Below are 23088 nucleotides of genomic sequence, written 5' to 3'. Positions count from 1 at the left end.
CCCTCGTATCATGGCGTTTTAGAAGGAAGTCCTGGAAGCGAACTTGCGGCATCTCTACATCAAAACCTTTGGCTGCCAGATGAACGAGTATGACTCGGAGCGCATGGCCGAGCTGCTGGCGCGTAGTCACGGCATGGAGCTCGTCGAGACTCCGGAGGAAGCCGATCTGCTCATTCTCAATACCTGCTCCATCCGCGAAAAGGCGGAGGACAAGGTCTACACCCAGCTTGGCTTCTGGCGTCCGCTGAAAGAACGGGACCCCCAGCCGCTGATCGCTGTGGGTGGCTGTGTCGCCAGTCAGGAAGGTGAGCGCCTGCGTCGCCGTGCGCCCTTTGTCGATATCGTCTTTGGGCCGCAGACCCTGCATCGTCTGCCGGATCTGCTCGACGCACGTCTGGCGGAGCGGCAGCCCCAGCTCGACCTGAGTTTTCCCGAGCTGGAAAAATTTGACCGCCTGCCGGAGCGACCGGGGCGCCAGGGCGCGACTGCCTTTGTGACGGTCCAGGAAGGCTGCGACAAATTTTGCACATTCTGTGTGGTCCCGCACACCCGCGGGCGCGAATACAGTCGGCCGGTGCCGGAGATCGTGCGTGAGCTGCGGCAGTTGCTCGATCAGGGTGTTGCCGAAATCACCCTGCTCGGGCAAAACGTCAATGCCTACCGTGCGCCTTCTGGATTGATCGGCGATGCCGATTTTGCCGATCTCCTGCGTCGTTTGGCGCTCTTGCCGGGGCTGCAGCGCTTGCGCTATACCACCTCACACCCCAACAACCTGGACGAGCGCCTTATTGCCGCGCACCGGGATCTACCGGTTCTGGCGCCGCATCTGCATCTGCCGGTGCAGAGCGGTTCCGATCGTATCCTGCGGCGCATGCACCGCAAGCACAGTATCGCAGAGTATCTCGAGAAGGTGGCGGCCCTGCGCGAGGCGCGCCCCGAGATCCGTCTTTCCTCGGATTTCATCGTTGGCTTCCCGGGAGAGACCGATGCCGACTTTCAGGCGACCATGGATCTCATCGACAAGGTGCGCTTCGACCAGTCCTTTTCCTTCAAATACAGCTCCCGTCCCAATACCCCGGCCCTGAAGCTGAAAGACAGCGTCCCCGAGCCGGTCAAGGAGGAGCGCCTCGCCATCCTGCAAACGCGCATCAACCAGCTGGCACAGGACTACAGCCGCGCCCTGGTGGGCAGCACCCAGAATGTCCTGGTGACCGGCCCGTCGCGGCGTGACCCCAACGAGTGGACCGGCAAGACCGGTTGCAACCGCTCGGTTAATTTTGCCGGGCCCAAGGGGCTAGCGGGGCAGATGCTGGCGGTGGAGATCACCGAAGCCCTGCCCAACAGTCTGCGTGGGCGTTTGACGGCTATGCGTGCGGCCTCCTGAGACGCCAGCGATGGAGCCTGCCCCGCCCGCGGAACACCGGGAATTCATCGCCGAGGGGGCCAGTGCTGCACAGTTGGCAGAACTCGCCGGGGAGCTCGATGCCCATCTCAAGCAGGTAGAGCGGCGACTGGGAGTGGTCATCTCCCAGCGCGGCGAGCGTTACCACCTCAGTGGCGAGCCTGTCGCCGTGCAGGCCGCCGCCGATGTGTTACGGCAACTCTATGGGCAGGTGCGGGCGGGGCGCTCCCTGAGCCAGCAGTGGGTGCATCATTGCCTTCAGTCCCATGTCCTGGAGGCCGAGAACGACAGCGACAGCGCACAGATCGCCGGGATTCTCACCCGCAAGGGCTGGATCAACGGCCGCGGGCCGCGGCAGCGCCGTTACCTACAAGCCATCCGTCAGCATGACCTGACCTTTGGCGTGGGGCCGGCAGGTACCGGCAAGACCTATCTGGCGGTGGCGGCCGCCGTCGAGCAGCTCGACAAACAGCAGGTGCAGCGTCTGGTCCTGGTGCGCCCGGCGGTGGAAGCGGGGGAGCGTCTCGGTTTTTTGCCCGGCGGTCTCGCGGAAAAGGTCGATCCCTATCTGCGCCCGCTCTATGATGCCCTCTACGAGATGCTCGGTTTTGAGAAAGTTGCCAAGCTGATGGAACGGCAGATCATCGAGGTGGCACCCCTGGCCTATATGCGCGGTCGTACCCTCAACGAGTCCTTCATCATCCTCGACGAGGCGCAGAACACGACGCCAGAACAAATGAAGATGTTTTTGACCAGGATGGGCTTCGGTGCCAAGGTGGTGATCACTGGCGATGTCACGCAGGTAGATCTGCCGCGCGGGCAGCCTTCCGGACTGGTGCAGGCCATCGACATCCTCAACGGCGTCGAAGGGGTGTCGATGAGTTTTTTCCATAGTGCCGATGTCGTGCGTCATCCTTTGGTGGCGCGAATCGTCCAGGCCTATGACCGCGGGAATGCCCCGGCATGAGTGCTCCACGTTTCGTCTTGAAGATGCAGCTGAGCTCGGAGTTGAGCGCAGCGGAACGGGCAGGGATTCCCTCCCGACGCCTGTTGCGTGCTGCCCTGGCCCTGGCCCTGACGGACTCTGACGCCGACGGACAGCGTCTGGAGGTCTCCCTGCAATTCCTGGGCAGTGCGGAGATCGCCGCGCTCAACGAGCAATTCCGACAACGGCCGCAGCCCACCAATTGCCTTTCCTTCCCGGCACCGGCGCAAGTCTGGCCTGGTCGCAGCCGCCCTTTGGGCGACATTCTCCTCTGTCCCGCGGTCATCAGCCGCGAGGCCGAGGAGCAGGGCAAGCCTTTGCGTGACCATTATCGCCATCTCCTCATCCACAGTGCCTTGCATCTTCTGGGCTATGATCATCAGGAAGAGCAGGAAGCCAGCCGCATGGAGGCGCTGGAGACCCGTTTACTGGCCCAACTGGGTGTGGCCGACCCATATCGTACGCAAGCAAATGAGTGAAGACCGAAGTAGCGAGCGCTCCCGCGGCTGGTGGGAGCGTTTCACCCAGTCCCTGCGGGGTAATGTCGAGGATCAGGAGGGCTTGCTCGAGCTGATCCGCGAGGCCAGTGAGCGAGAGATCATCGATGCCGAATCGGCACGCATGATCGACGGCATCTTCCGTATCGGCGAGATGACCGTCCGCGATGTTATGATCCCGCGCGCGCAGATGGAAGTCATCGAAATCGACCGTCCCGTATCCGAGGTCATCAGTCGCGTGGTGGAGTTGGGCCACTCTCGCTATCCGGTGGTCGGCGATGATCGTGATGATGTGCGCGGCATTCTCCTCGCCAAGGATCTGCTGCGCGCCTGCCAGCAAGGTTCCGCGCCAACGATCGAAGAGCTTCTGCGGCCGGCCACCTACATCCCCGATAGCAAGCATCTCGACCACCTGCTCTACGAATTCCGTACCGGTCGTCATCACATGGCCCTGGCGGTGGACGAATATGGTGGTGTTGCGGGTTTGATCACCATCGAGGATGTGCTGGAGATCATTGTCGGTGAGATCGAAGATGAGTATGACATCGACGAGGACGTCATGATCGTCCCGCGGGAAGATGGCGACTATCTGGTCAACGCCCTGATTCCTCTGGAGGATTTCAATGCCGCCTTTGCGGTACGGCTGGAGGATGACGATGCCGATACTCTGGGTGGCTGGGTCAGTCGGGAGCTGGGACACGTTCCCCGGGTGGGAGAAAAATTGCGAGTACAGGGCCTGCAGCTAGAAGTCCTGCGCGCTGATCGCCGGCGTGTGCAGAGTTTCCGTCTGACCGCGCCCAGTTCTGCCTCGGGGGTAACGGCGGTGGAACGCGATAGCGACGCGGAACTCTAAGCGGCATGACTTTTTCACCGCTCCGGGCCTGGCCCGCTCTCGCGGCACTTGCCTTGGGTGCAGTTTGGCCCTTGGCCTTTGCACCCTTTCACCAAGCCTGGCTCGCCTTCGTTCTTTTGGGCCTCCTTTTTTTGCTGGTGCAGCGGAGCAGCTCGCCGCGCCGTGCTGCGGGCCTAGGTTTTCTCTTTGCTTTTGCGGCCTTCAGTTCCGGGGTGTACTGGCTATCCATTACCCTGCACAACTTTGCCCATATGGATTGGCCCCTGGCCGGGGCGGCGGTGGCGCTGCTGGCTGCCTATTGTGCCCTCTATCCAGCCTTGGCGATGGGCGTGGCTAGACGTTTTTCGCCGACGGCACGCTGGTGGCTTTTGCCCCTCTTCTGGGTCTTTGCCGAGTTCCTCCGAGCGCGGGTGGCGACCGGCTTTCCCTGGCTGGCGGTCGGTTACAGTCAGGCAGGGGGATTCCTTTGTGGATATGCCCCCTGGCTTGGCCAATATGGGGTGGGATTGGCGACGGCAGGGGTGGCGAGTATTGGCGCCTGGGTCATCAGCCAGCGGCGGAATGCCGCGGTCTGGTCCATGGGCGCTTCGGCGATTCTGCTGATCTTTGCCGTGGCCCTTTTTGCCGCCACCGTCCGTTTTACCCAGCCTACGGGTGCGCCGCTACAGGTCCGGCTCCTGCAAGGCAACATTCCCATCAGCGAAAAATGGAATGCCAGCCGCATCAACGACATCCTCGAGCGCTATGTGCGCCTGATCGTGGCGAGTCCACCGGGAACGCAGCTCGTTGTTCTGCCAGAGACCGCCTTTCCCATCTTTCAGACGGAGATCCCGCTGCTCATCCAGCAACTACAGGCCTGGTCTGCCAAATACCACGCCGTATTGATGATCGGCATTCCCGAAGATGCCCAGGGGCGTTACTACAATGCCATCATGGAAATCGACGGAAATGCGCCGGTTCGCTGGTACCGCAAGGAACATCTGGTTCCATTCGGCGAGTACATCCCCTTTCCCAAGATTCTCGGCCCGTTGGTGCATCATTTTCTGCCGGGTCTTGGCAGCTTTACCCCGGGAGACGGGTCTTCGGTACTGCCGGTGGACGGGCAAAAGGCAGGAATGACCATCTGCTATGAAGAGTCCTTTTCCCGTGATGTGCGCAAAGGAGTGGTTCAGGGTGCGACCTTCCTCGTCAACAGCAGTGACTATGCTTGGTATGGCCACAGCACGGCCTCGGCACAGACCCTGCAGATGGCGGTAATGCAGGCGATGCAAGAGCAGAAGCCCGACCTACGCGCCACCAACACCGGCATCACCTCGGTGATCCTGCCCACCGGACAGGTCTTGGCGCAACTGCCGCAGTTTAGTTATGCTGCCCTCAATGCGCGCATTCAGCCGATGGCCGGCGAGACGCCTTTTGCACGCTATGGCAACTGGCCCTACCTCGGCCTTTCGTTGCTCCTGTTACTTTGGGCCTTGCGGCCCCGCCGGAAGGCGCAGTCCTAACCGCGTCAACCGTGCCAGTGAATGTCGGGCGCGATGATGCACAAGGCCCCTAGCACGATCAGGAGAGTAGCAACGATCTCCGCGCGGCGGAGGCGTTCTTTCAGGATGCGGTGGCCAAAGAGAAAGACGAGCAGGGTATCCACCTGCCCCAGGCCGCGTACTAAGGCCACTTGCGTCAACGCAAAACCGCTGAACCACGCCCAGGAACCCAGTGCCGAGAGCACGCCAACCGGCCAGGCAACACGCCATTCGTGCAGGCTAGCGCGTAGATCTGCGCGCTTATGCAGTAAGAGCCAGGTTCCTAGCAAGAAGGTTTGCAGGGTATTGGTGACCAGCAACATCCACAAGCCCAGAGCCAGGATAGGAAGATGCGGATCACCGTGCTGGCTGGCAGCGCGCAGGGCGATGGCGGCCAGGGCAAAAAAGAACGCCGCGACCAGCCCGTAGCGCGCAGCGGGTTCGCGCAAGCCCCGCCAAAAGTCGCGCTCTAAAAACGCAAACCCCTGCCCAGACAGCAACAGGACGCCGAGCAACGCCAGAAAGATGCCAAGTATGGCCATGGCCTGGATCTCGGCGCCCAGAAAAAGCACCGTAAGAATGACCAGTTGCGCGGCTTCGGTCTTGGCATAGGCGGTTCCGGTGACCAGACCGCGGCTGTGGAATGAGCGCACGAGAAAGAGTGTGCCGAGGATCTGCGCGACGCCCCCTGCCAGGCAGAAGAATAAAAACGGCGGCAGCGTCCCGGAAAAGGGTTCGTCACCAAAACGCCAGAGCAGAAAGAGCAGCGCCAAAAGTTCCAAGGGCAGGGCATACAGGTAACGCACAAAGCTTGCGGCATCGGCGCTCAGTGTGCCTTTCAGTCGCGTTTGCAGGCCGGTGCGCCAGGTCTGCATGATCGCGGCAAAGAGGGTGATGGGAATCCACAGGGGGATTTCCAGATGGCCTATACGTAATGGAGAAATCGGCATCGATGAAGAGTAGTGAGTTTGCTCACCTTTGTAAATGGAAACAGATGCCAGACCTGTATTATACTGTTGACAGGTAGCAACCATAGGAAAAGGCGATGAAGGTTCTATGGGACGAGACAGTGCAGGGATGTTCGGCAAACGCGCAACGATTTCAGGGCACTGCACCTTATCCTTGGCTCCGGATCAGCGACTTCATCCGCCCCGAACTCTTTCCTCAACTTTGCGCTCAGTTGCCATCGTCGGAACTGTTCGAGAATCACATCGGAAAAACTCGCGCCCATGGGCAGAAAAATCATGACCGTCTGGCCCTGCAGTACCGACCATCCCTGGATGCGCAATTGTCGCCCCTGTGGCGGCAGTTCATTGCCGAATTGCACTCCCCGGCCTACCTGGATTTTTGGCGTACCATGCTTGGCCTGCGCCCGCGCAGTCCGGTGATCCTGACCATGCATTGGCATTACGCCCCGGCTGGCGCGTCGGTATCCCCGCATACCGACGCGCGACGCAAGATCGGCTCGCACATTTTCTATTGCAATACCGAAGATGACTGGGACGAGTCCTGGGGCGGTCAAACTTTGGTCCTGGCGGACGATGCTGGCCTTTGGCCGCGGCACTCGGCTCCCGATTTTTCCGACTTGCGCGAGGTGGCCGCCTCGCGGGTTTTAGGCAACCAGAGTTTTCTCTTCGCCCAGACCGATCGTTCCTGGCATGCGGTGAAGGCTGTGAGCTGCCCCTCGGGGGCCTACCGCAAAGTCTTTATCGTTGTCGCCAACCGCCTGAGTGGCCAAGTGCTCTGGCGTCGTATTCGTGGCAAGGACGCAGACGGTTACCGTCTGGCGGGGTAGTCGTGCTTGGTATCTGAGCATCCGTCAGGCGTAGCGCGCGAAGTGGAAATCGAGGACGCTGCGTATGGTGCCGAAAAACGCCGCGTCCGCTTGGAAAAATGGGAAAAGAGGGCGTTAGATTTTTCTCTACAACAGAGCGATCAGTGGTATGACTTGCGGATTACCGACCAGGCCCATGTTTGGCGTTTGGCAGGGCATGTCGAAACCGGCCATCTGAGCAAGACCGACCCCGCCAACGTAGCCCCCGTCCTACGGGTGTGATTCAGCCAAGCGTATCAGGCCGTTGCCCTTTTTCCCTTCGCGCACTGACGGAGCTGCCATTTTTCAAAAAGGCTGTGTGCAAACATCCCGATGATCATGGCGACAAAGAACAGCACGACTTCGGTTTCCAGCGTGCCTAAGGATGCGAGCGCCGGACCAGGACAGTAACCGGCCAGTCCCCAGCCGCTGCCAAAGAGGAAAGATCCAATCAGCAGCGAGGGAGTGATATCCCGGCGAGTCGGCACTCCTAGCTTGTCGGCTAGGAGGGCCTTGCCCCGACGAATCACCAGTGGGATGCCTACCATGCTGACCCCGAGAGCTCCCGCCATCACAAAGAGCAAGGAGGGATCCCAGGCACCAAAGATGTCAAAAAAGCCCGTGATTCGTGCCGGGTCTGTCATCCCGGAAACATTGAGCCCGATACCAAAAAGAAGGCCGATCAGTAGCGTACTGAGAAGTTTCATGTGAGGTTTCTCTTTTCTTTTAGAATAGGTGTATCAGAGAGGCGACAAGAAAGCCTGCCGCCATGAAGCTGATGGTGGCAGCTACAGAACGCCGTGAAAGTCGGGCAAGCCCGATTACCCCGTGTCCGCTGGTGCAGCCAGATCCCAGGCGGGTACCAAAGCCAACCAGAAGGCCGCCTAGCAGAAGGGCTCCCAGGTCCAGGTCGATCTCTCCTTTGCTTAGGGAAAATCCTGCCGCAGACAAGAGAAATGGAGAGGCGAGGAGACCCACAATGAAGGCGAGGCGCCAACCGACATCACCGGAGGAAGGCTTCAGGAGCCCACCCACGATGCCGCTGATACCGGCGATCTTGCCGTTGATGGCCAGCAACAGCACGGCCGCCAAGCCGATCAATGCGCCGCCAAACAGAGAAAGCCAAGGTTGAAAGGGAACTAGGTCAGTAAACATATATTACCTCGCAGAATCGAGAACGCTCCAGTAGTTGAGTTATTTACTATATATATATAAACTAATTCTAGGGGCTAAAGTCAACCCCTTGTTATAAAAGAGGGAGCTATATTTTTATGGCGACCTCCAGTTGTGCAGCGACGGTAGGTTTTTGCAAACGGAGGGTACTACCATGACGGAAGTGGCAATCAAGACCTTTTTCGATCCGACCACGTGGACCTTTACCCATGTGGTCCATGACCTGGCCACCCGCAAGGCGGCCATTATCGATCCCGTGTGGGACTATGATCCGAAGTCCGGGCGTACGGCGGAGCGTTCTTTACAATCTGTTATCGACTACGTTACCTCGCAGGATTTGCAGCCCGAGTGGGTCCTAGAGACGCATGTTCACGCCGATCACCTGTCCTCCGGTAATCTGCTGCGGGAGCGCTATGGATGCAAGATCGGGATTGGCGCGACCATTCGGCAGGTGCAGGAGACTTTCAAGAAGATCTTCAATTCTGAAGAGAGTTTCCAGACCGATGCTTCGCAGTTCGATCGGACCTTTGCAGATGGAGATACCTTTCCCATTGGTAACCTGCAGGTCTCGGTGCTGCACGTCCCCGGCCATACGCCAGCCGACAGCGCTTATGTGATCGGCAAACACGTCTTTGTGGGTGATACCATCTTTGCCCCCGACGTGGGTACGGCGCGCTGCGATTTCCCCAATGGCAATGCACACACGCTATATCGATCCATCCAGCGCTTGCTCAGCATGCCGGAGGATACCGTCCTCCATCTTTGTCACGATTATCCCCCGGAAGGGCGCGAAGCGCGTGCGGAGTGGACCGTGGCGGAAGAGCGTGCCGGTAATATCCATGTGCACGATGGTGTTTCCGAAGAAGAGTTTGTCAAGATGCGTACAGAGCGGGATGCCACCTTGGCCATGCCCGTACTGATTCTTCCCTCGGTGCAGGTAAACATGCGCGCCGGCGCCTTGCCGCCTGCAGAGGCCAATGGTGTCAGTTATCTGAAAATTCCTGTGAACCTTCTCTAAAGGACCGATAGAGCATTGGGGCTGGCCGGCGACCTACGTCGTGTGGTCGGCCCTTCATCATTGGCTATTCCGGATGTTTCAGGAAAGCCTCGGATCGATGGGTAGATAGGCAAATATCCCGTAGGGGCGCGAGTACTGCAGCAACAATTGCGCCTGTGTCAGTGCCTCGCCGCCGCTTCCCTGGGGGAGGGAAAAGCCAAGGCTTGCCAGTGCCCAGGAGCGGATTTGGGTGAAAGAGGACTCGCCCGCGGGGCGCGGCAGATATACCAAGTGATACTGACCGCTCTGCAAATGTGCCAGTTGGGCAACGGCCTGCTCTGCCTCGGTCATCCCCCCCAGGCCGTCCACCAGCCCCAGGCGTTTGGCGTCCACACCACTCCAGGCTCGGCCTTGCGCGTCTTGTTCAGCCTCTGCGAAGGGCAGATGGCGTGCCTTCGCCACCAGCCCTACGAAATGGGTATAGAGGTGATCGACTACCGCCTGGAGGGCCTGTTGCTCCGGTTTCCCAAGCGGCGCGAAAGGTGTCAGCGAGGGACTGTGGGGAAGACTGCTGACCCCGGAATAGCCAACGCCAAGTTTTTGCAATAGACCGGTATAGTTCGGAACGAGCACAAAGACACCAATATCGGCGGCGATAGTGGTTGGTTCAGCGTAGATGCGATCGGCGGCAGTGGAAAGCCAGTAGGCGCCGGAAGCTCCGAGAGTCCCCATGCTCACTACCACGGGCTTACCCGCTTTGCGCAAACGCTCAATGGCGCGGCGGATGGCGTTGGCAGCATTGACGTCGCCGCCGGGGCTGTCAACTTGCAAGATGACTGCTTTGACGTCGGGCTCGTGGCGCAGGTGATCGAGCTGGCGCACCGTTGCTTCGGCGGCAACCACCCCGGGCGCTTCGATATCTCCCGGCACCAGCATGCCATCAATGGGTACCACAGCGATCTCGGATCCGTGCTCCGGCTGATGCGCGGCAAAGCTTGCATAGTAGCGCTGCCAGCCGATGCGCCGGAGCTTCTTTTGGCCTATGGCTTTGGCAATGGCGTCGCGAAAGTCCTCCCGATCACCAATCTGCGTGATGAGCTTTTGCTGTAGCGCCAGCTGCGCCGCGTTACCTTGGGATTTTTGTAACAATTCGGGGAGATGTAGTGCATAATTCTCCAGGATATCCGCGGAAAAACCGCGCCCCTGATCCACCGCGCTCGTATAGGACTGCCACCAGGTCGCCAGCCAGGCACGATTTTCCTCCTGCGCCGCCGGCGACATATCTGTGCGGGTCAACGGCTCCACTGCCGACTTGTACTTGCCCTGGCGGAAGGCGTAAACATCGACCCCGATCTTGTTGAGCAGGCCCTTGAAATACAGAGAATCGCTGGAGAAGGGGGTGATCAGGGCCATGCCCAATTCTGGCAGAAATACCTGGTTGGCCTGCGCGGCAAGCACATAGTTGCCGGTAGAATATTCTGGGGCATAGGCGTAGATGAGCTTGCCTTGGGCGCGGAAACGCTGCAAGGCATGGGCGACATCCAGCAGCTGCGTCAGACTGCCGCCACTGAATTCCCGAAGGTCAAGCGCCAGCACCCGTATATTCGGATCTTTGGCCGCGTGATCGATGCTGGCGACAAGATGCCGCAGCAGAACATGCTCTTGCGTGGGGTGAATTTTTTGCAGTAGGCGGTCCTGCCAGGAGTTGCTTTCGCTGTATACCAAGCTGCCCTGTGGCTCGACCCAGAGGACGGAGTTTTTGGCGACGTGAATCTGTGGGCGGGAGAAATGCTGAATGATGGCGGCAATGATCAGGATCAGAATGGCCAGTGTCAGCAGATTGAGGACCGTGAGGCGCAGCCAGTGTAGAACCTTACCCAGCCACAGAAACGGTAAGAGCAGGCGGCGCATGCGTCGGTTTCCTTTCGCCACGGGAGAAATTGGTCGGGGAGACAGGATTCGAACCTGCGACATCCTGCTCCCAAAGCAGGCGCGCTACCAGACTGCGCCACTCCCCGAAGCCACTAGAATAGCCGTGGGGAGCGACTTTGGTCAATCAAGGCGGGAGAGCTTGCGCCGCAGGCGATCGAGTTCGCGACGGGCCAGGGCGATCCCATCATTCAGTCGCTGCCGCTCTTTCTCAGTGATGTCCTTGCCCTTTTCTACCAGCTCCTCGCTATAGATGGCGATGGTATCGAGCAATTCTTCGACGCGCTCGTTGATGCGCTCACGGGATACTGCCATCCTGTCCCAGGCCCGGTTGGCCTGTTGGCGCAACTGCTCGCGGGTACGTTCGCCGCTTTGCGGAGCAAAGAGTAGCGCCGCTGCAGCGCCCGCCAGGGCGCCGGCAGCGAGGGCCGCGCCGAGGGCCGCATAACTCAAACCATTATCTGTATCGTAATCCATGAGATACCTCCGTTACGTGATGACCGTGGGGGCCTTGCGGCCAGAAAGGCTTTCCAAGCGAGTCAAGTCTTTCCCGAGCGTTACCAAGGGACCCAGGTAGCGCTGCGGGTCGCGATGGAATTGTTCGGGATTGGTTTCGTAGGCCTCGTGATAAATGCGCAAGGTGGCTCCCGCGGTACCAGTTCCCGAGAGCCGGAAGATCAGGCGGGCACCGTCGGCAAAGAGAATGCGCAGGCCTTGGTGTTCGCTGACACTACCGTCGATGGGATCGGTGTACGAGAAATTATCCGCCACCTGTACCTCGCGTCCCGCCAGCTGCTGACCGGGCAGCACCGGCAGTTGCGCCTGCAGCCCGTCCAGCATCTTTTTTGCGACCTCGCTCGGCAACTCTTCGTAGTCATGGCGGGTGTAATAATGGCGGCCAAAGCGCTGCCAGTGGGCATCCAAAATCTCGCGCACGGACTGGCCGCTATGGGCCAGTACCGAAAGCCATGCCAGCACCGCCCACAGTCCGTCCTTTTCGCGCACGTGGTCGGAGCCCGTACCAAAACTCTCTTCGCCGCAGAAGGTGATGCGACCGGCGTCGAGAAGGTTGCCAAAAAATTTCCAGCCCGTGGGAGTCTCGAAGTGCTCGATGCCCAAGGCTTTGGCCACCACATCGGCAGCCTGGCTGGTGGGCATGGAGCGCGCCACCCCATGCAGGCCGTTGGCGTAGGCGGGAATGCAGCGCGCCTGGGCAGTCAGCACGGCCAGGGAGTCACTTGGTGTGACGAAGACGCCGCGCCCCAGGATCATGTTGCGATCGCCATCGCCATCGGAGGCGGCGCCGAAGTCCGGAGCTTGCTCGGAAAACATTAGATCGGCGAGCGGCTTGGCATAGACCAGATTGGGATCCGGGTGACCGCCGCCGAAATCGGGCAAAGGTATGGCGTTTTGTACGGTGCCTGCCGGCGCGCCCAGGCGTCGTTCGAGTATTTCCTGGGCATAGGGGCCGGTGATGGCATGCAAGGCATCGAAGCGCATGCGAAAGGAGCCCTGTAGCAGCCGGGATAAGGCAGGAAAGTCAAAAAGCTTCTCCATCAAGTCGGCATAATCGCGCACCGGATCGATGACGCGGATGCGGGTGTTGCCCAGCTGCAACTCCTGCTCGTGATCGAGGTCGATGTCCTCGATCTGGGCAATGCGGTAGCTGCTGATGGCCTTGCTTCCCGCCCAGATCTGCTCGGTCAGGGATTCGCTGGCCGGGCCACCATTCTCACCATTGAACTTGATGCCAAAATCGTGGTCGGGGCCGGCGGGATTATGCGAGGCACTAAGAATGAGTCCGCCGCGGGCTCGGTAATGGCGGATGACGTGGGAGACGGCGGGGGTGGAGAAGAGCCCGTGGCGGCCAATGAGTAGTTCTCCCCAGCCGTTGGCGACCGCCATCTTGATGATGGTCTGGATGGCCTCGCGGTTGTAGTAGCGACCATCACCGCCAAGGACCAGGGTCTTGCCCACACGATCGGGAATGGCATCAAAAACGGCTTGTACAAAATTTTCCAGGTAATGCGCCTGTTGAAACACCTTTACCTTTTTCCGCAGGCCTGAGGTACCAGGCCGTTGATCGGCAAACGCTTGCGTCTTGACCGTGGTGATTTCCATGTACAGAGCCTCAATGATCCAAGGGGATGTCCAGCACCGTCGAACTGCGGGATGCATCGGTGCGCACCCATAAAGTATAGCCGCCGATCTGCCAGGTGCTGACAATGATGCCCCCGTCTTTGATGGCAGCCAAGCTGGCGCGACGCAGATCCTCGTCCATACTTTCTTCCCAGTCGCCGGTAACATGGCGGCGTAGCAGCTCCTGGGGATTGATGTCTCCCGCCTCGAAAATGCTCTGCGCATCGGGAGAGAGCAGTATGGTACCGAGAGGGAACAGCATCTTGGGATGAAGATCGCTCATACAAAAAATCCTTGGCTACGGAGAAATTCGCGGCTCGGTTCCGCGCAGTGCTGCATCAACGCTATCCGGTGTGGGTTTTGTCGCGCTAAGCGTGCCAGGCGCGATGCCGAGTCTAATCCTGCCGCAGCATATACCGTCGGCACCGGGAAAAACGCGGTGTACAAAAATTGCCGCATCACCTCGCGCAGTAAAGGGCTGAGGAGGCGTCGCTGTAAACCGCCTAGGCGACGACTGCGCCGTTGCACGGTGATTCTCGCGAAGGCCATATGCCTGGCCTCTTCCCGACGATGAAGCTGGTTGATCGCCAAAACCGCCGGTGGCAGCATTTTATCGCTCAAGATTTGCCGACTCATCTGGTCGGGGACGTTTTCACCAATGAAAATCGTCGCCCAGAAAGCTGCCGAGCCCTCCGGCGCCAAGCGGGCGAACAGGGTCGCCAAGCGCGGGCGCTGACTTGGAGGGGTCAGGAAGGGGAGTTGTGCCCGCTGTTGTAGCTCGAGGAACATCAAACTGTGCCCGACTTCCTCGCGCAGTTCGTGGAGCTGGTAATGGTAACTGTGCGTGTCGCCGTACAGATGCTGCAGGGAGTGGCTACCCAGCCGCTGAATGAAAAGTGCTTCCAGCCACAGACCCAGCTCACAGAAGGACACAAACTCGACTTGCGACAGGCGTATCCGCTCCTCAGCACGGAGGGCGTCGAACTCTGGTAGCCCATATAAAGAAAGGAGGGGATCAGGCAGCCAGGCCTTTTCCGGATCCAGGGTGTCCCAAGGGATTTCCTCGAGTGGATCACGATAGTTTGCGCTATGCCGACTGAGACGCTGAATGAGGGCGTCGTGGTGACGCGAAACAACCGCCATAAACTCTCTGCCCCTTCATAATACGTGTTCTGCATTCTGCCATGACCGCCAAAGCTCTCCAAGCCCGCCACCGGCCGGAAGGCGTTGCGCCGGTATCCTTGAGCGCGCAAAATGACAATCCGCTTTGTCGAGGTGCCCATGTTCGAATCCCTCAGCCAACGTCTCAACCAAAGTTTCAAGGCCTTGCGTGGTCAGGCCCGCCTCAGTGAAGACAATATCCGCGATGCCCTGCGCGACGTGCGTATGGCGCTGTTGGAGGCCGACGTGGCATTGCCGGTGGTCAAGGATTTTGTGGCAGAAGTGCGACAGAAGGCTATCGGCGAAGAGGTGTTGCGCAGCCTGAGCCCTGCACAGGTCTTCATCAAGATCGTCAACGACGAACTGACGCGTCTGATGGGTTCTCATAATGACCGGCTCGATCTGCAGGCGCGACCGCCGGTGGTGATCCTCATGGCCGGACTGCAGGGCTCCGGGAAAACGACCACGAGTGCCAAACTCGCCCTCTGGCTCAAGGAGCGAGAAAAGAAGCGGGTGTTGATGGTCAGTACCGACGTCTATCGGCCGGCGGCGATGGAGCAACTCGCCAGTCTCGGACGTGATATCGCCGTCGAGGTCTTTCCTAGCCACCCCAGCCAGGCGCCCGTGCAGATCGCGCGGGATGCTTTGGATGCGGCACGCAAGCAGGTGTACGACGTGCTGATCGTCGATACCGCCGGGCGACTGCACGTAGACGAAGAAATGATGACCGAGGCCAGGGACCTGACTGCTGCAGTACAGCCAACGGAATTGCTCTTTGTCGTCGACGCTATGACTGGCCAGGATGCGGTCAACACCGCCAAGGCCTTTGACACTGCCCTACCGCTGACCGGAGTGATCCTCACCAAGGCCGATGGCGATGCGCGCGGTGGCGCCGCCCTCTCCATTCGCGCCATCACCGGTAAACCCATCAAGTTCCTCGGTGTGGGCGAGAAGGTGCGCAAGGGGCTGGAGGCCTTCTACCCGGAGCGAATGGCCTCGCGTATCCTCGGCATGGGTGACATCGTTAGTCTGGTGGAGCAGGTACAGCAGGAAGTCGATGTCGAGCAGGCCCAGCGGATGACCGACAAGCTGCGCAAAGGCAAGGGCTTTGATCTCGAAGATTTTCGTGAACAGTTGCGTCAGGTGGAGCGCATGGGCGGGCTGACCAGCATCCTGGACAAGCTGCCGGGGATGAGTGAAATCCCCAGCGAAGCGCAGGAGGCCCTGCAGGACAAAAAGCCGATGCGGCGGCTGGAAGCGATCATCAATTCCATGACTATGGAAGAACGACGCCACCCGGAAATCATCAAGGCCTCTCGCCGCCGCCGAATTGCGGCAGGCTCTGGCACGACTGTCGCCGAAGTCAACAAGCTACTCAAACAGTTTGAGATGATGCAAAAGATGTTCAAAAAGATGGGCAAGGGGGGTAAGGGCTTAGGACGCTTGCTGGGGATGAATCCGCGCAATCTCACGAAAGGCGGTATGCCCTTTCAATAAGTGAAATTTTTGGTTATGATTCGCGCCTTTCCCGCCGCGCGGGTCGCGGTATTGTGCTTTTGTGAGGAACGGACATGGTAGTGATTCGGATGGCTCGGGGTGGCGCCAAGAAGCGGCCCTTCTACCACATCGTGGTGGCGGACAGTCGGGCACGGCGTGACGGACGCTTCATCGAGCGTTTGGGCTTTTACAATCCCGTCAGTAATCCGTCGGAACTGCGGCTCGACAAGGAACGTGCAGCCTACTGGCTGGCCCAGGGGGCGCAGCCTTCGGATACCGTGGCACGCTTCCTCAAGGCCGAGGGCGTGAGCAAGACGGGTGTCAACGCCGCCTGAAACTGCGGAATGGGTGCCTCTGGGGCGGATTTCCGGCCTCTATGGTGTCCGCGGCGCCGTCAAGGTCTTTTCCTATACCGAGGAGCGTGACGGCATTTTGGATCACGCCCTCTGGTATCTGGGTGTAGAGCACCGCCCGGTCGCTGTGCTCTCCGGTGGGGTGCAGGCCGGAGCAGTGATTGCGCAGCTGCGTGGGGTCCAGGATCGCGAAGCCGCCCGGGCACTGATCGGCGAAGAAATTGCTGTCCCTGCCGAAGAGCTGCCGCCGCTACCGGAAGGCGAATATTATTGGCGGGACTTGATCGGTATGCAGGTGATCAACCATACCGGGCAAGCGCTGGGGCAGGTGAAAAGCCTGTTGGAGACCGGCGCCAACGATGTCCTCGTGGTGGAGGACGAGCAAGATGCGGAAACCCTGATTCCGTGGACAGCGGATGTGCAGGTGGATGCAGTACAACGTCGTATCGTGGTTGACTGGGAAAAGGACTGGTGATGCGTTTTGATGTCATCAGCATTTTTCCCGAGCTGATTGAAGGATATTTTCAGGCGGGGGTTTTGGCCCGCGGTCGGCAACGCGGTTTGCTCGCATTGCAGGTCTGGAATCCTCGGGATTTCAGCGATCTTCCGCATCAGCGGGTGGATGACCGCCCCTTTGGCGGTGGTCCAGGTATGCTGATGATGGCGCCGCCACTGATGGCAGCCATCGCTCGCGCGCGGCGGGAAAATCCGGAGGCACCAGTGGCGTATCTATCGCCCCAGGGGCGGCCCCTGCGGCAGGCGGATTGCCAGCGCTTCAGCCGCCGCGCGGGGATGATCCTCCTGGCCGGGCGCTATGAGGGTGTCGATGAGCGCGTCATGGCGCAGGTCGATGAGGAGTGGTCGCTGGGGGATTACGTCCTCGCCGGAGGCGAGTTGCCGACGCTGGTGTTGATGGAGGCAACGGCGCGCCTTCTGCCTGGCTTCCTCGGGCATGAGGCCTCGGCGCAGGAGGACAGTTTTGCGGCGGCGGACCTCTTGGATTGTCCGCATTACACTCGACCCGAGCAATGGGATGGGGTGGGGGTACCTGAGGTTTTATTGTCGGGTGATCATGCGCGGATTGCGCGCTGGCGTCGGGGACAGTCGCTGTTGCGAACCCGGATGCGGCGTCCGGACCTCTGGGTGCGGCGCCAGTTGTCGGTTGAGGATATACGTTGTCTGCAGGAAGCAGAGAACGCGGATGAAAGTGGCAGGGCGTAAGGAGAAGTGCTGTGAATATCATTGATGAAATCAATCAGGCAGAGGCCAAGAACGAGATCCCCGACTTCATCGCCGGTGACACCGTAGCGGTGCACGTTCGCGTGAAGGAAGGCGAGCGCGAGCGGGTCCAGGTATTCGAGGGCCTGTGTATCGCCCGGCGTAACCGGGGTGCCCACTCATCCTTCACGGTGCGCAAGATTTCCAGCGGCGAAGGCGTCGAGCGCGTTTTCCCGATGCACTCCCCGCTGGTTGCCAAGGTAGAGGTGAAGCGTCGCGGCGATGTCCGGCGCGCCAAACTCTACTATCTGCGTGATCTCTCTGGTAAGGCCGCGCGCATCCGCGAAAAGCTCGGCTGAGATGACCGCCTTGCAGTCTACCGCCTTGCTGGAGCAATGGCGGATGGCTGCGGCACCAGAGCAGGATCGCATCTGGGCAGATGCTGCTGCGCGTCTGCCCTTGCAGTCAGGCTTTTTGCGGGAGGGCCTGCCTCTGTCTCGGGGGCAGGCCGATCTGCATCTCAGTCGTTGCTGGATGGCGCGACTCAGCGTGACCATTGCCGCGAATTCCCTGCCTGGCCATCTGGTCGCGCGGGCTTGGTCGGCGATGGCGACGGGCGCCCCGGTTCCCGCCGAATGGCTGCAGATAACACCCGATGCACCCCTACCGATCGACATGGAACTCGATATCCTTGCCGAGGCCGTCGAAAAACGGGACGAGAAACGGCTGTTGCCGCTGTTGCGCAGCATGGCCGAGGATGTCAAGGCCCGGCACCTGATCATCGATCGTCTACGCCTGCGGGTCGCAGAAGATGGTTTCGCCCATGGTTTGCGCAGCAGTCTCTTCCATGCCTGGGCACAACTCGCTGCCGTCGTGTCTGCGGAAGATTTTGTCGCGCTTACCCTGGCTGCGTTGCAGCAACATTGGGGCCTGCCCGAGGCTTGTGCGGTGGTGGTGCCCGAGGGGCGGGCAGAGCGGCGCGCGGATAGTGGCAAGGCGCTCTTGCAGAGTCTGCGCGAGCGTGATCTGAGTGCCTATATGGAGCATCTCCGCGGTATGGGGGACCAACCGATTGCCGCATTGCGTCAGCTCTTTCTGGCGCTGGGCCTGATGATTCTGGAATATCCGGCGAGCACCCAACTGCGTGAACTGGGAGAGATCTACCTGTGGTTGGCGGCGGTACTCCAGATGCCCCACCGTAGCTTGCGTCGTTGTCGACGCATACTGTTCAGTGCGGCTGCCGATCTGTTTCGCTTCGCGGGTTGGGAGGCGCAGCAAGACTGGCCGGGATATACTGAACTCGCAGCTTTCCGCCATGCCCTGTCCGAGAAGCCTACGCCGCAAACATTCCGTGAGGACTGGCAGCGCATTCTCCAGGTGCAAGCCCTCGGCAGCGAAGCCTTGGCAACCTGGTATCGTCGGCGGGCCGAGCAATATCTCAGCGTAGCTGCCGAGCCCGCGACAGACTTCTGGGCACATTGGCAGGAGACGCAAAGGGCTACCCAGGAACTCGCCGGACCGCTATTATGGACTCATCCCTTAGTTTTTCTGCGCCTGTACCCGGAATCGTGAGCCGTTGGCGCTACAGCGTCGCGCCGATCGGCACGCTGACCCTGGAATTTTGTGACGCTGCGTTGATTGGCCTGAGTCCCGTTCTCGGACAAGCCGAAGAGTTGCCCGATCTCCCCGCCGATCATCCGGTCGCGCAGGCGTTGGCAGCCTATGCGGCAGCCGACTTCGAGGCCTATGAACGATGCCGTAGGCGGCTTTTGTTGCGGGTACTCGGTACGCTATTTCAGCAGCAGGTTTGCCGTGCCCTGCAGGAGATTCCTCTGGGCCAGATCCGCAGCTATGGTGAACTCGCCAGCCGTTTGCAGAACGCGCCCCGCGCGGTTGGCCGGGCATGCCGTGGTAATCCCATCGCCATCCTCATCCCCTGCCATCGGGTACTCGCCAAGGACGGTCTTGGCGGCTATGCGGGCGAACGGGAGGGAGCAGCGCTCAGCTACAAAAAACTTCTTCTTCAGCACGAGGGGGTGTGGGATGCGCACGCCTAAGAACTCTGCACGGGAGCTGGACGAGGATGTTCATCAATTTCTCGATGCTTTGTGGCTGGAGAAAAACCTGAGTGCCCATACGCTGCAGGCCTACCGTCAGGATCTTGACAGTTTGTTCCGGCACCTGCAGCCGCGCGGGCTACGTTTGCGTCAGGCAGAGCACGCCGACCTGTCAGGTTTTCTCGCCGCTCGCCTGAGCGCTGGCGCGGCCCTGCGCAGCGTGCGACGGCAGCTCTCCAGTCTACGGAGCTTTTACGCCCATGCCCTGCGCGAGGGCTGGATCCACCGCGATCCCACTCTGGACCTCAGCTCGCCCCGTCTAGGTCGCTATTTGCCGGAGGTGCCGACGGAGTCCGAGATCGAGGCGCTGCTTGCCGCACCAGATCAAAGCCATCCCCTAGGGCTGCGAGATGCCACCATGCTGGAGCTGCTCTATGCGACTGGCCTGCGGGTGTCAGAGTTGGTGACCCTGCAGCTATCACAGGTAGACATAGCAGCCGGCGTGCTGAAGACCTTCGGTAAGGGGCGCAAGGAACGCTTGGTGCCCATCGGCGAGCGGGCCCAAGACCTGCTTGCCGATTATTTGCGGCGCGCTCGCCCCGAGCTCTTGCAGCAGGCTGCCCAAGCTGCCCTGTTTCTCAGCCAGAGGGCAGCACCTATGACCCGGCAACGTTTCTGGCAGCTAATCCGACACTATGGCAGGATTGCTGGCATCCATTGCCGGCTCTCTCCCCACAGTCTGCGCCATGCCTTTGCCACCCATTTGCTCGATCACGGCGCTGACCTGCGCAGCGTGCAGTTGATGCTGGGACATGCCCAGCTCAGTACGACGGAAATCTACACGCATATTGCCCAGGCACGGCTCCAGGCCCTGCACGCCGCGCACCACCCGCGCGGCTAGCTTCAGTCCCCTTTTTTTGGTAGGCGCAGGACAATGAAAATGCTCGATTTTCCTTGTCGGACCAGCACCGGAACTGGTTTGTCTGCGGGAGTGGCCGCAACCAGACGTTGCAGCTGCTGCGGGCTCTGCACCACCTGCTGATCGAACTGTTCGATGACCATCCCCGGCTGCACGCCGGCTTCGGCCGCCGCGCCTTCGTGTACGTCCACTACCTCTACGCCCTGATCGATTCCCAGCTCTCGTTTTAGTTTGGCAGACAGCGGCTTGGTGGAGATACCCAGCCGTTCGATTTTCAGCACGCTAGGATTTGGTGTCGGACTGCTCTCCAGATCGCTGGCTTTCTGCGGGCTGGGCAAGGCGCCGACGGTGATCGGCAGATCCACCGCTTTGCCGTGCCGTAAAATACCGATCTCTACCCGAGTTCCAGGCTTTTTCGTGCCTACCAGCAAGGGTAGTTGGCCGACACTGTAGACTGGCTTGCCCGCGAAGGTGACGATGACATCGCCGGCACGTAGGCCCGCACGTGCCGCGGGACTGCCCGGCTCGACCGAGGCGACGAGGGCGCCCAGGGGTTCATTGAGATGCAGTGCCTCGGCCATGTCTGGTGTCACACTCTGGACCTCGACACCGAGATAGCCAAACTGAATGGCCCGGTGTGCCTTGAGATCCTCTACCACCGACATCACCGTATTGATGGGGATGGAGAAAGACAGGCCCATGTAACCACCGTTGTTGGTGTAGATCTGGTCATTGATGCCCACGACCTGACCATACATATTGAAGAGGGGACCGCCAGAGTTGCCGGGATTGATAGGCACGTCACTCTGGATGAAGGGGATGTACTCATCGTCCGGTAGTGGTCGATCCAGGGCGCTGACAACGCCCTGGGTGACAGAGTTGGAGAAACCGAAGGGGGTACCCACCGCGAGTATCCATTGTCCCACCTTGAGATCGCTCGAATTACCTATGGGTGCTGTGGGCAGGTTGTTGGCGTCGATCTTCAACAGGGCGGTATCGTAGCGCACCGACAAGCCGACGAGTTTGGCCCGATAGGCGTGGTGATCAGCGAGGGTGACAATGATGTGCTTGGCATGGCGCACGACATGGGCGGCAGTGACGATGTAGCCATCGCTGCTCAGGATGAAGCCGGAGCCGAGAGATTCGACCTTCTCCTGCGGAGGCTGCTTGGACTGACTATTGGGTGCGCCAAAATGCTCAAAAAAGCGGTAGAAGGGCGAGTCTGGCGGAAAGGGATTGCCGGCCCCGGGAATCGCCTGTTCGGAGGTCGTGCTGATATTCACCACCGTTGGGCCATAACGGTCGATGAGGGGGGTGAAATCGGGAAGATTCACCAGGGGCCGCAAGGGAGTACTTTGCGTGACCGCGGCAACGGGCGCTGCCTGGCTGGTAGCTGGCTTTTCGCCACCCACCTGTGCTTGCGCACAACCAGAGGCAAGCAGGACCAGAGTGAACGCTGAGAGGATGGCACGACGTTGCGAGAAACGGGAAATGGGGCCGCACATTCGGTCTTTTACTCCTTAGGGTACCCGCCAGGGCGGTGCGACGGAGAGCATCCGCCAGAGAACAGGCTCAATAGAGTGCCCGCGCCAGTTTGCTGCGATATTCGTTGACCAAGGGATGTTCCTTGCCCAGTACGAGAAAAATCTTCAGGAGGGTCTTGCGTGCGAGATCGTCGCGATATTTTCGATGACGCTGCACCATCTCAATGAGTTGCTCCAGTGCTGCCTGCTCATGACCTTGCAACAGCTCGCGTAGCGCATGTTGGTACATGGCCTGCGCCTGCTCATCACCACTGCTTTCCTGCAAGCGCCGCGTGATTTCCGCGCTGGGCGGCGCATCGCGCAGTTCTGCCGAAAATTCCAGTAGCGCCCGCAGCGCCTCGACGTCCTCGCGAACCTGGAAGGCGGGACTCAGAGCCGCCAATTCGTGCTCGGCGGCGTCATGATCGCCACGACCGAGCAAAAGGCGCGCAAGCTCCAGGCGGGCCTCATCATTGCGGGCATCTTGCTTGAGGGCGGCGCGAAAGGCCTGCTCGGCGGCCACGGTATCGCCGCGTGCAAGGGCTTCGAGCCCCGCCTTGCGCTGCTCGTCACCAGCCTTGGGCAAAATCTTGTCGAGGAACTGACGAACGGCGGACTCGGGCAAGGCGCCGGCAAACTCGTCGACGACCTTGCCATCACGAAAGGCTTTGACCGCTGGGATACCGCGAACGGAATACTGTCGAGAGAGCTCAGGATTTTCATCCGCGTTGATCTTGACGAGCAAAAATGCCCCCTGCATTTCCTCGGCCAAGCGCTCCAGAACGGGACCCAGGGCGCGACAGGGGCCGCACCAGGGAGCCCAGAAATCCACCACGACCGGGCGACGAAAGGATTCGGCTTCCACGGCCTCGCTGAAGTTGCCCAGGTTTACGTCAATCACGTGGGAACCAGACGCCATCTACTTCACTCCTGCTCTTCGGATTCTGAACATGACTACACGATACTTTGTCGCCGGGAGCGCGTCACTGGACCTGCAGCTTGTGCATTTCCTCGACGATCTGCTGCAGCAGGCTGCGGGTGCTGGCGCCCAG

The 23088-nt window shown here is 60.2% G+C and carries 26 protein-coding genes and 1 tRNA gene; 16 read left to right on the top strand and 11 right to left on the bottom strand.

Annotated features, from left to right (window positions below; translation table 11 throughout):
* The first annotated feature begins 43 nt into the window (after positions 1–43).
* The 5 genes from miaB to lnt are packed head-to-tail and all read left to right on the top strand — an operon-like array spanning position 44 to position 5239.
* Positions 44–1384: a tRNA (N6-isopentenyl adenosine(37)-C2)-methylthiotransferase MiaB gene (gene miaB / locus AC2VNM_RS05800; RefSeq protein WP_486913026.1), complete on the top strand. Its 1341-nt coding sequence runs from the start codon at positions 44–46 to the stop codon at positions 1382–1384.
* A gap of 10 nt (positions 1385–1394) precedes the next feature.
* Positions 1395–2369: a PhoH family protein gene (locus tag AC2VNM_RS05795; RefSeq protein ID WP_483166782.1), complete on the top strand. Its 975-nt coding sequence runs from the start codon at positions 1395–1397 to the stop codon at positions 2367–2369.
* Positions 2366–2866 carry an rRNA maturation RNase YbeY gene (ybeY, locus tag AC2VNM_RS05790; protein ID WP_483166781.1) on the top strand — a complete coding sequence of 167 codons (501 nt, stop codon included), beginning with the start codon at positions 2366–2368 and terminating at the stop codon, positions 2864–2866. The genes AC2VNM_RS05795 and ybeY overlap by 4 nt, the downstream gene beginning before the upstream one ends.
* A complete protein-coding gene (locus AC2VNM_RS05785; RefSeq protein WP_483166780.1) occupies positions 2859–3737 on the top strand; it encodes an HlyC/CorC family transporter in 879 nt (292 codons plus the stop codon). The genes ybeY and AC2VNM_RS05785 overlap by 8 nt, the downstream gene beginning before the upstream one ends.
* A gap of 5 nt (positions 3738–3742) precedes the next feature.
* Positions 3743–5239 (top strand): apolipoprotein N-acyltransferase, encoded by a 1497-nt coding sequence (lnt, locus tag AC2VNM_RS05780; RefSeq protein WP_486913025.1) that lies wholly within the window; start codon positions 3743–3745, stop codon positions 5237–5239.
* Between the two features lie 5 nt (positions 5240–5244).
* Here lnt and AC2VNM_RS05775 read toward each other — a convergent pair whose 3' ends face one another.
* Positions 5245–6207 carry an EamA family transporter gene (locus AC2VNM_RS05775; RefSeq protein ID WP_486913024.1) on the bottom strand — a complete coding sequence of 321 codons (963 nt, stop codon included), beginning with the start codon at positions 6205–6207 and terminating at the stop codon, positions 5245–5247.
* 95 nt (positions 6208–6302) lie between these two features.
* Here AC2VNM_RS05775 and AC2VNM_RS05770 point away from each other — a divergent pair, with 95 nt between their 5' ends.
* Together AC2VNM_RS05770 and AC2VNM_RS05765 are read left to right on the top strand one after the other, a co-directional pair.
* Positions 6303–7052, top strand: coding sequence for a 2OG-Fe(II) oxygenase (locus AC2VNM_RS05770; protein ID WP_483189443.1), 750 nt, complete (start codon positions 6303–6305; stop codon positions 7050–7052).
* A gap of 6 nt (positions 7053–7058) precedes the next feature.
* Entirely contained in the window at positions 7059–7313 is a 255-nt protein-coding gene (locus tag AC2VNM_RS05765) for a hypothetical protein (RefSeq protein ID WP_483189442.1), read from the top strand.
* Positions 7314–7327: 14 nt separating this feature from the next.
* On the opposite strand, the gene AC2VNM_RS05760 is transcribed toward AC2VNM_RS05765, so the two are convergent.
* Together AC2VNM_RS05760 and AC2VNM_RS05755 are read right to left on the bottom strand one after the other, a co-directional pair.
* Positions 7328–7777: a DUF6691 family protein gene (locus tag AC2VNM_RS05760; RefSeq protein ID WP_483166773.1), complete on the bottom strand. Its 450-nt coding sequence runs from the start codon at positions 7775–7777 to the stop codon at positions 7328–7330.
* A 19-nt stretch (positions 7778–7796) separates the two neighbouring features.
* A complete protein-coding gene (locus AC2VNM_RS05755; RefSeq protein ID WP_483166772.1) occupies positions 7797–8225 on the bottom strand; it encodes a YeeE/YedE family protein in 429 nt (142 codons plus the stop codon).
* Between the two features lie 172 nt (positions 8226–8397).
* On the opposite strand from AC2VNM_RS05755, the gene AC2VNM_RS05750 reads away from it, so the two are divergent.
* Positions 8398–9261, top strand: a complete 864-nt coding sequence (locus AC2VNM_RS05750; protein WP_486913023.1) for an MBL fold metallo-hydrolase — start codon at positions 8398–8400, stop codon at positions 9259–9261.
* Between the two features lie 78 nt (positions 9262–9339).
* Here the strand turns inward: AC2VNM_RS05750 and sppA are convergent, their stop codons facing one another.
* The 6 genes from sppA to AC2VNM_RS05720 all read right to left on the bottom strand — a co-directional run bounded on the left by sppA (position 9340) and on the right by AC2VNM_RS05720 (position 14451).
* A complete protein-coding gene (gene sppA, locus AC2VNM_RS05745) occupies positions 9340–11151 on the bottom strand; it encodes a signal peptide peptidase SppA (protein WP_486913022.1) in 1812 nt (603 codons plus the stop codon).
* Positions 11152–11181: 30 nt separating this feature from the next.
* Positions 11182–11258 (bottom strand) — tRNA-Pro (locus AC2VNM_RS05740).
* Positions 11259–11292: 34 nt separating this feature from the next.
* Positions 11293–11646 (bottom strand): YtxH domain-containing protein, encoded by a 354-nt coding sequence (locus AC2VNM_RS05735; RefSeq protein ID WP_215873138.1) that lies wholly within the window; start codon positions 11644–11646, stop codon positions 11293–11295.
* Positions 11647–11658: 12 nt separating this feature from the next.
* Positions 11659–13290, bottom strand: a complete 1632-nt coding sequence (locus tag AC2VNM_RS05730) for an alpha-D-glucose phosphate-specific phosphoglucomutase (RefSeq protein ID WP_483166769.1) — start codon at positions 13288–13290, stop codon at positions 11659–11661.
* Between the two features lie 10 nt (positions 13291–13300).
* A complete protein-coding gene (locus AC2VNM_RS05725; RefSeq protein ID WP_483166768.1) occupies positions 13301–13591 on the bottom strand; it encodes a hypothetical protein in 291 nt (96 codons plus the stop codon).
* Complete coding sequence (locus AC2VNM_RS05720) at positions 13588–14451, bottom strand: diiron oxygenase (RefSeq protein WP_483166767.1); 864 nt, start codon at positions 14449–14451, stop codon at positions 13588–13590. Before AC2VNM_RS05720 ends, AC2VNM_RS05725 begins: the two co-directional genes overlap by 4 nt.
* Before the next feature lie 111 nt (positions 14452–14562).
* Here AC2VNM_RS05720 and ffh point away from each other — a divergent pair, with 111 nt between their 5' ends.
* The 8 genes from ffh to xerD all read left to right on the top strand — a co-directional run bounded on the left by ffh (position 14563) and on the right by xerD (position 20495).
* Positions 14563–15966: a signal recognition particle protein gene (gene ffh, locus AC2VNM_RS05715; protein ID WP_483167260.1), complete on the top strand. Its 1404-nt coding sequence runs from the start codon at positions 14563–14565 to the stop codon at positions 15964–15966.
* A 74-nt stretch (positions 15967–16040) separates the two neighbouring features.
* The gene (gene rpsP / locus AC2VNM_RS05710) at positions 16041–16301 is read left to right on the top strand and encodes a 30S ribosomal protein S16 (protein ID WP_215871263.1); all 261 of its coding nucleotides are present in this window, start codon (positions 16041–16043) and stop codon (positions 16299–16301) included.
* Positions 16285–16794, top strand: coding sequence for a ribosome maturation factor RimM (rimM, locus tag AC2VNM_RS05705; protein ID WP_483165755.1), 510 nt, complete (start codon positions 16285–16287; stop codon positions 16792–16794). Before rpsP ends, rimM begins: the two co-directional genes overlap by 17 nt.
* Positions 16794–17540, top strand: a complete 747-nt coding sequence (gene trmD, locus AC2VNM_RS05700; RefSeq protein ID WP_483189440.1) for a tRNA (guanosine(37)-N1)-methyltransferase TrmD — start codon at positions 16794–16796, stop codon at positions 17538–17540. The genes rimM and trmD overlap by 1 nt, the downstream gene beginning before the upstream one ends.
* Positions 17541–17551: 11 nt before the next feature.
* Complete coding sequence (rplS, locus tag AC2VNM_RS05695) at positions 17552–17896, top strand: 50S ribosomal protein L19 (RefSeq protein ID WP_483165754.1); 345 nt, start codon at positions 17552–17554, stop codon at positions 17894–17896.
* 1 nt (position 17897) lies between these two features.
* Complete coding sequence (locus AC2VNM_RS05690; protein ID WP_483165753.1) at positions 17898–19109, top strand: hypothetical protein; 1212 nt, start codon at positions 17898–17900, stop codon at positions 19107–19109.
* The gene (locus AC2VNM_RS05685; protein ID WP_483189439.1) at positions 19106–19594 is read left to right on the top strand and encodes a methylated-DNA--[protein]-cysteine S-methyltransferase; all 489 of its coding nucleotides are present in this window, start codon (positions 19106–19108) and stop codon (positions 19592–19594) included. Before AC2VNM_RS05690 ends, AC2VNM_RS05685 begins: the two co-directional genes overlap by 4 nt.
* Positions 19581–20495: a site-specific tyrosine recombinase XerD gene (xerD, locus tag AC2VNM_RS05680; protein ID WP_483165751.1), complete on the top strand. Its 915-nt coding sequence runs from the start codon at positions 19581–19583 to the stop codon at positions 20493–20495. Before AC2VNM_RS05685 ends, xerD begins: the two co-directional genes overlap by 14 nt.
* A 2-nt stretch (positions 20496–20497) precedes the next feature.
* Here xerD and AC2VNM_RS05675 read toward each other — a convergent pair whose 3' ends face one another.
* Positions 20498–22018 carry a Do family serine endopeptidase gene (locus AC2VNM_RS05675; protein WP_483165750.1) on the bottom strand — a complete coding sequence of 507 codons (1521 nt, stop codon included), beginning with the start codon at positions 22016–22018 and terminating at the stop codon, positions 20498–20500.
* A gap of 67 nt (positions 22019–22085) precedes the next feature.
* Entirely contained in the window at positions 22086–22955 is an 870-nt protein-coding gene (gene trxA / locus AC2VNM_RS05670; protein WP_483189438.1) for a thioredoxin, read from the bottom strand.
* Positions 22956–23088 lie beyond the last annotated feature (133 nt).

The sequence above is a fragment of the Acidithiobacillus sp. TH-A67 genome (genome assembly GCF_057473545.1).
Note: the sequence above shows the minus strand (reverse complement) of the source record. Positions and strands in the feature narration are given on the sequence as shown.

Coding starts and splice junctions, on each gene's coding strand:
- AC2VNM_RS05675 (WP_483165750.1), bottom strand. CDS start 22,018: ATGTGCGGCCCCATTTCCCGTTTCTCGCAACGTCGTGCCATCCTCTCA.
- lnt (WP_486913025.1), top strand. CDS start 3,743: ATGACTTTTTCACCGCTCCGGGCCTGGCCCGCTCTCGCGGCACTTGCC.
- rpsP (WP_215871263.1), top strand. CDS start 16,041: ATGGTAGTGATTCGGATGGCTCGGGGTGGCGCCAAGAAGCGGCCCTTC.
- AC2VNM_RS05735 (WP_215873138.1), bottom strand. CDS start 11,646: ATGGATTACGATACAGATAATGGTTTGAGTTATGCGGCCCTCGGCGCG.
- AC2VNM_RS05750 (WP_486913023.1), top strand. CDS start 8,398: ATGACGGAAGTGGCAATCAAGACCTTTTTCGATCCGACCACGTGGACC.
- AC2VNM_RS05760 (WP_483166773.1), bottom strand. CDS start 7,777: ATGAAACTTCTCAGTACGCTACTGATCGGCCTTCTTTTTGGTATCGGG.
- AC2VNM_RS05690 (WP_483165753.1), top strand. CDS start 17,898: ATGACCGCCTTGCAGTCTACCGCCTTGCTGGAGCAATGGCGGATGGCT.
- AC2VNM_RS05775 (WP_486913024.1), bottom strand. CDS start 6,207: ATGCCGATTTCTCCATTACGTATAGGCCATCTGGAAATCCCCCTGTGG.
- xerD (WP_483165751.1), top strand. CDS start 19,581: ATGCGCACGCCTAAGAACTCTGCACGGGAGCTGGACGAGGATGTTCAT.
- ybeY (WP_483166781.1), top strand. CDS start 2,366: ATGAGTGCTCCACGTTTCGTCTTGAAGATGCAGCTGAGCTCGGAGTTG.
- AC2VNM_RS05795 (WP_483166782.1), top strand. CDS start 1,395: ATGGAGCCTGCCCCGCCCGCGGAACACCGGGAATTCATCGCCGAGGGG.
- trmD (WP_483189440.1), top strand. CDS start 16,794: ATGCGTTTTGATGTCATCAGCATTTTTCCCGAGCTGATTGAAGGATAT.
- AC2VNM_RS05755 (WP_483166772.1), bottom strand. CDS start 8,225: ATGTTTACTGACCTAGTTCCCTTTCAACCTTGGCTTTCTCTGTTTGGC.
- AC2VNM_RS05770 (WP_483189443.1), top strand. CDS start 6,303: ATGAAGGTTCTATGGGACGAGACAGTGCAGGGATGTTCGGCAAACGCG.
- sppA (WP_486913022.1), bottom strand. CDS start 11,151: ATGCGCCGCCTGCTCTTACCGTTTCTGTGGCTGGGTAAGGTTCTACAC.
- AC2VNM_RS05725 (WP_483166768.1), bottom strand. CDS start 13,591: ATGAGCGATCTTCATCCCAAGATGCTGTTCCCTCTCGGTACCATACTG.
- AC2VNM_RS05785 (WP_483166780.1), top strand. CDS start 2,859: ATGAGTGAAGACCGAAGTAGCGAGCGCTCCCGCGGCTGGTGGGAGCGT.
- AC2VNM_RS05730 (WP_483166769.1), bottom strand. CDS start 13,290: ATGGAAATCACCACGGTCAAGACGCAAGCGTTTGCCGATCAACGGCCT.
- trxA (WP_483189438.1), bottom strand. CDS start 22,955: ATGGCGTCTGGTTCCCACGTGATTGACGTAAACCTGGGCAACTTCAGC.
- AC2VNM_RS05720 (WP_483166767.1), bottom strand. CDS start 14,451: ATGGCGGTTGTTTCGCGTCACCACGACGCCCTCATTCAGCGTCTCAGT.
- ffh (WP_483167260.1), top strand. CDS start 14,563: ATGACAATCCGCTTTGTCGAGGTGCCCATGTTCGAATCCCTCAGCCAA.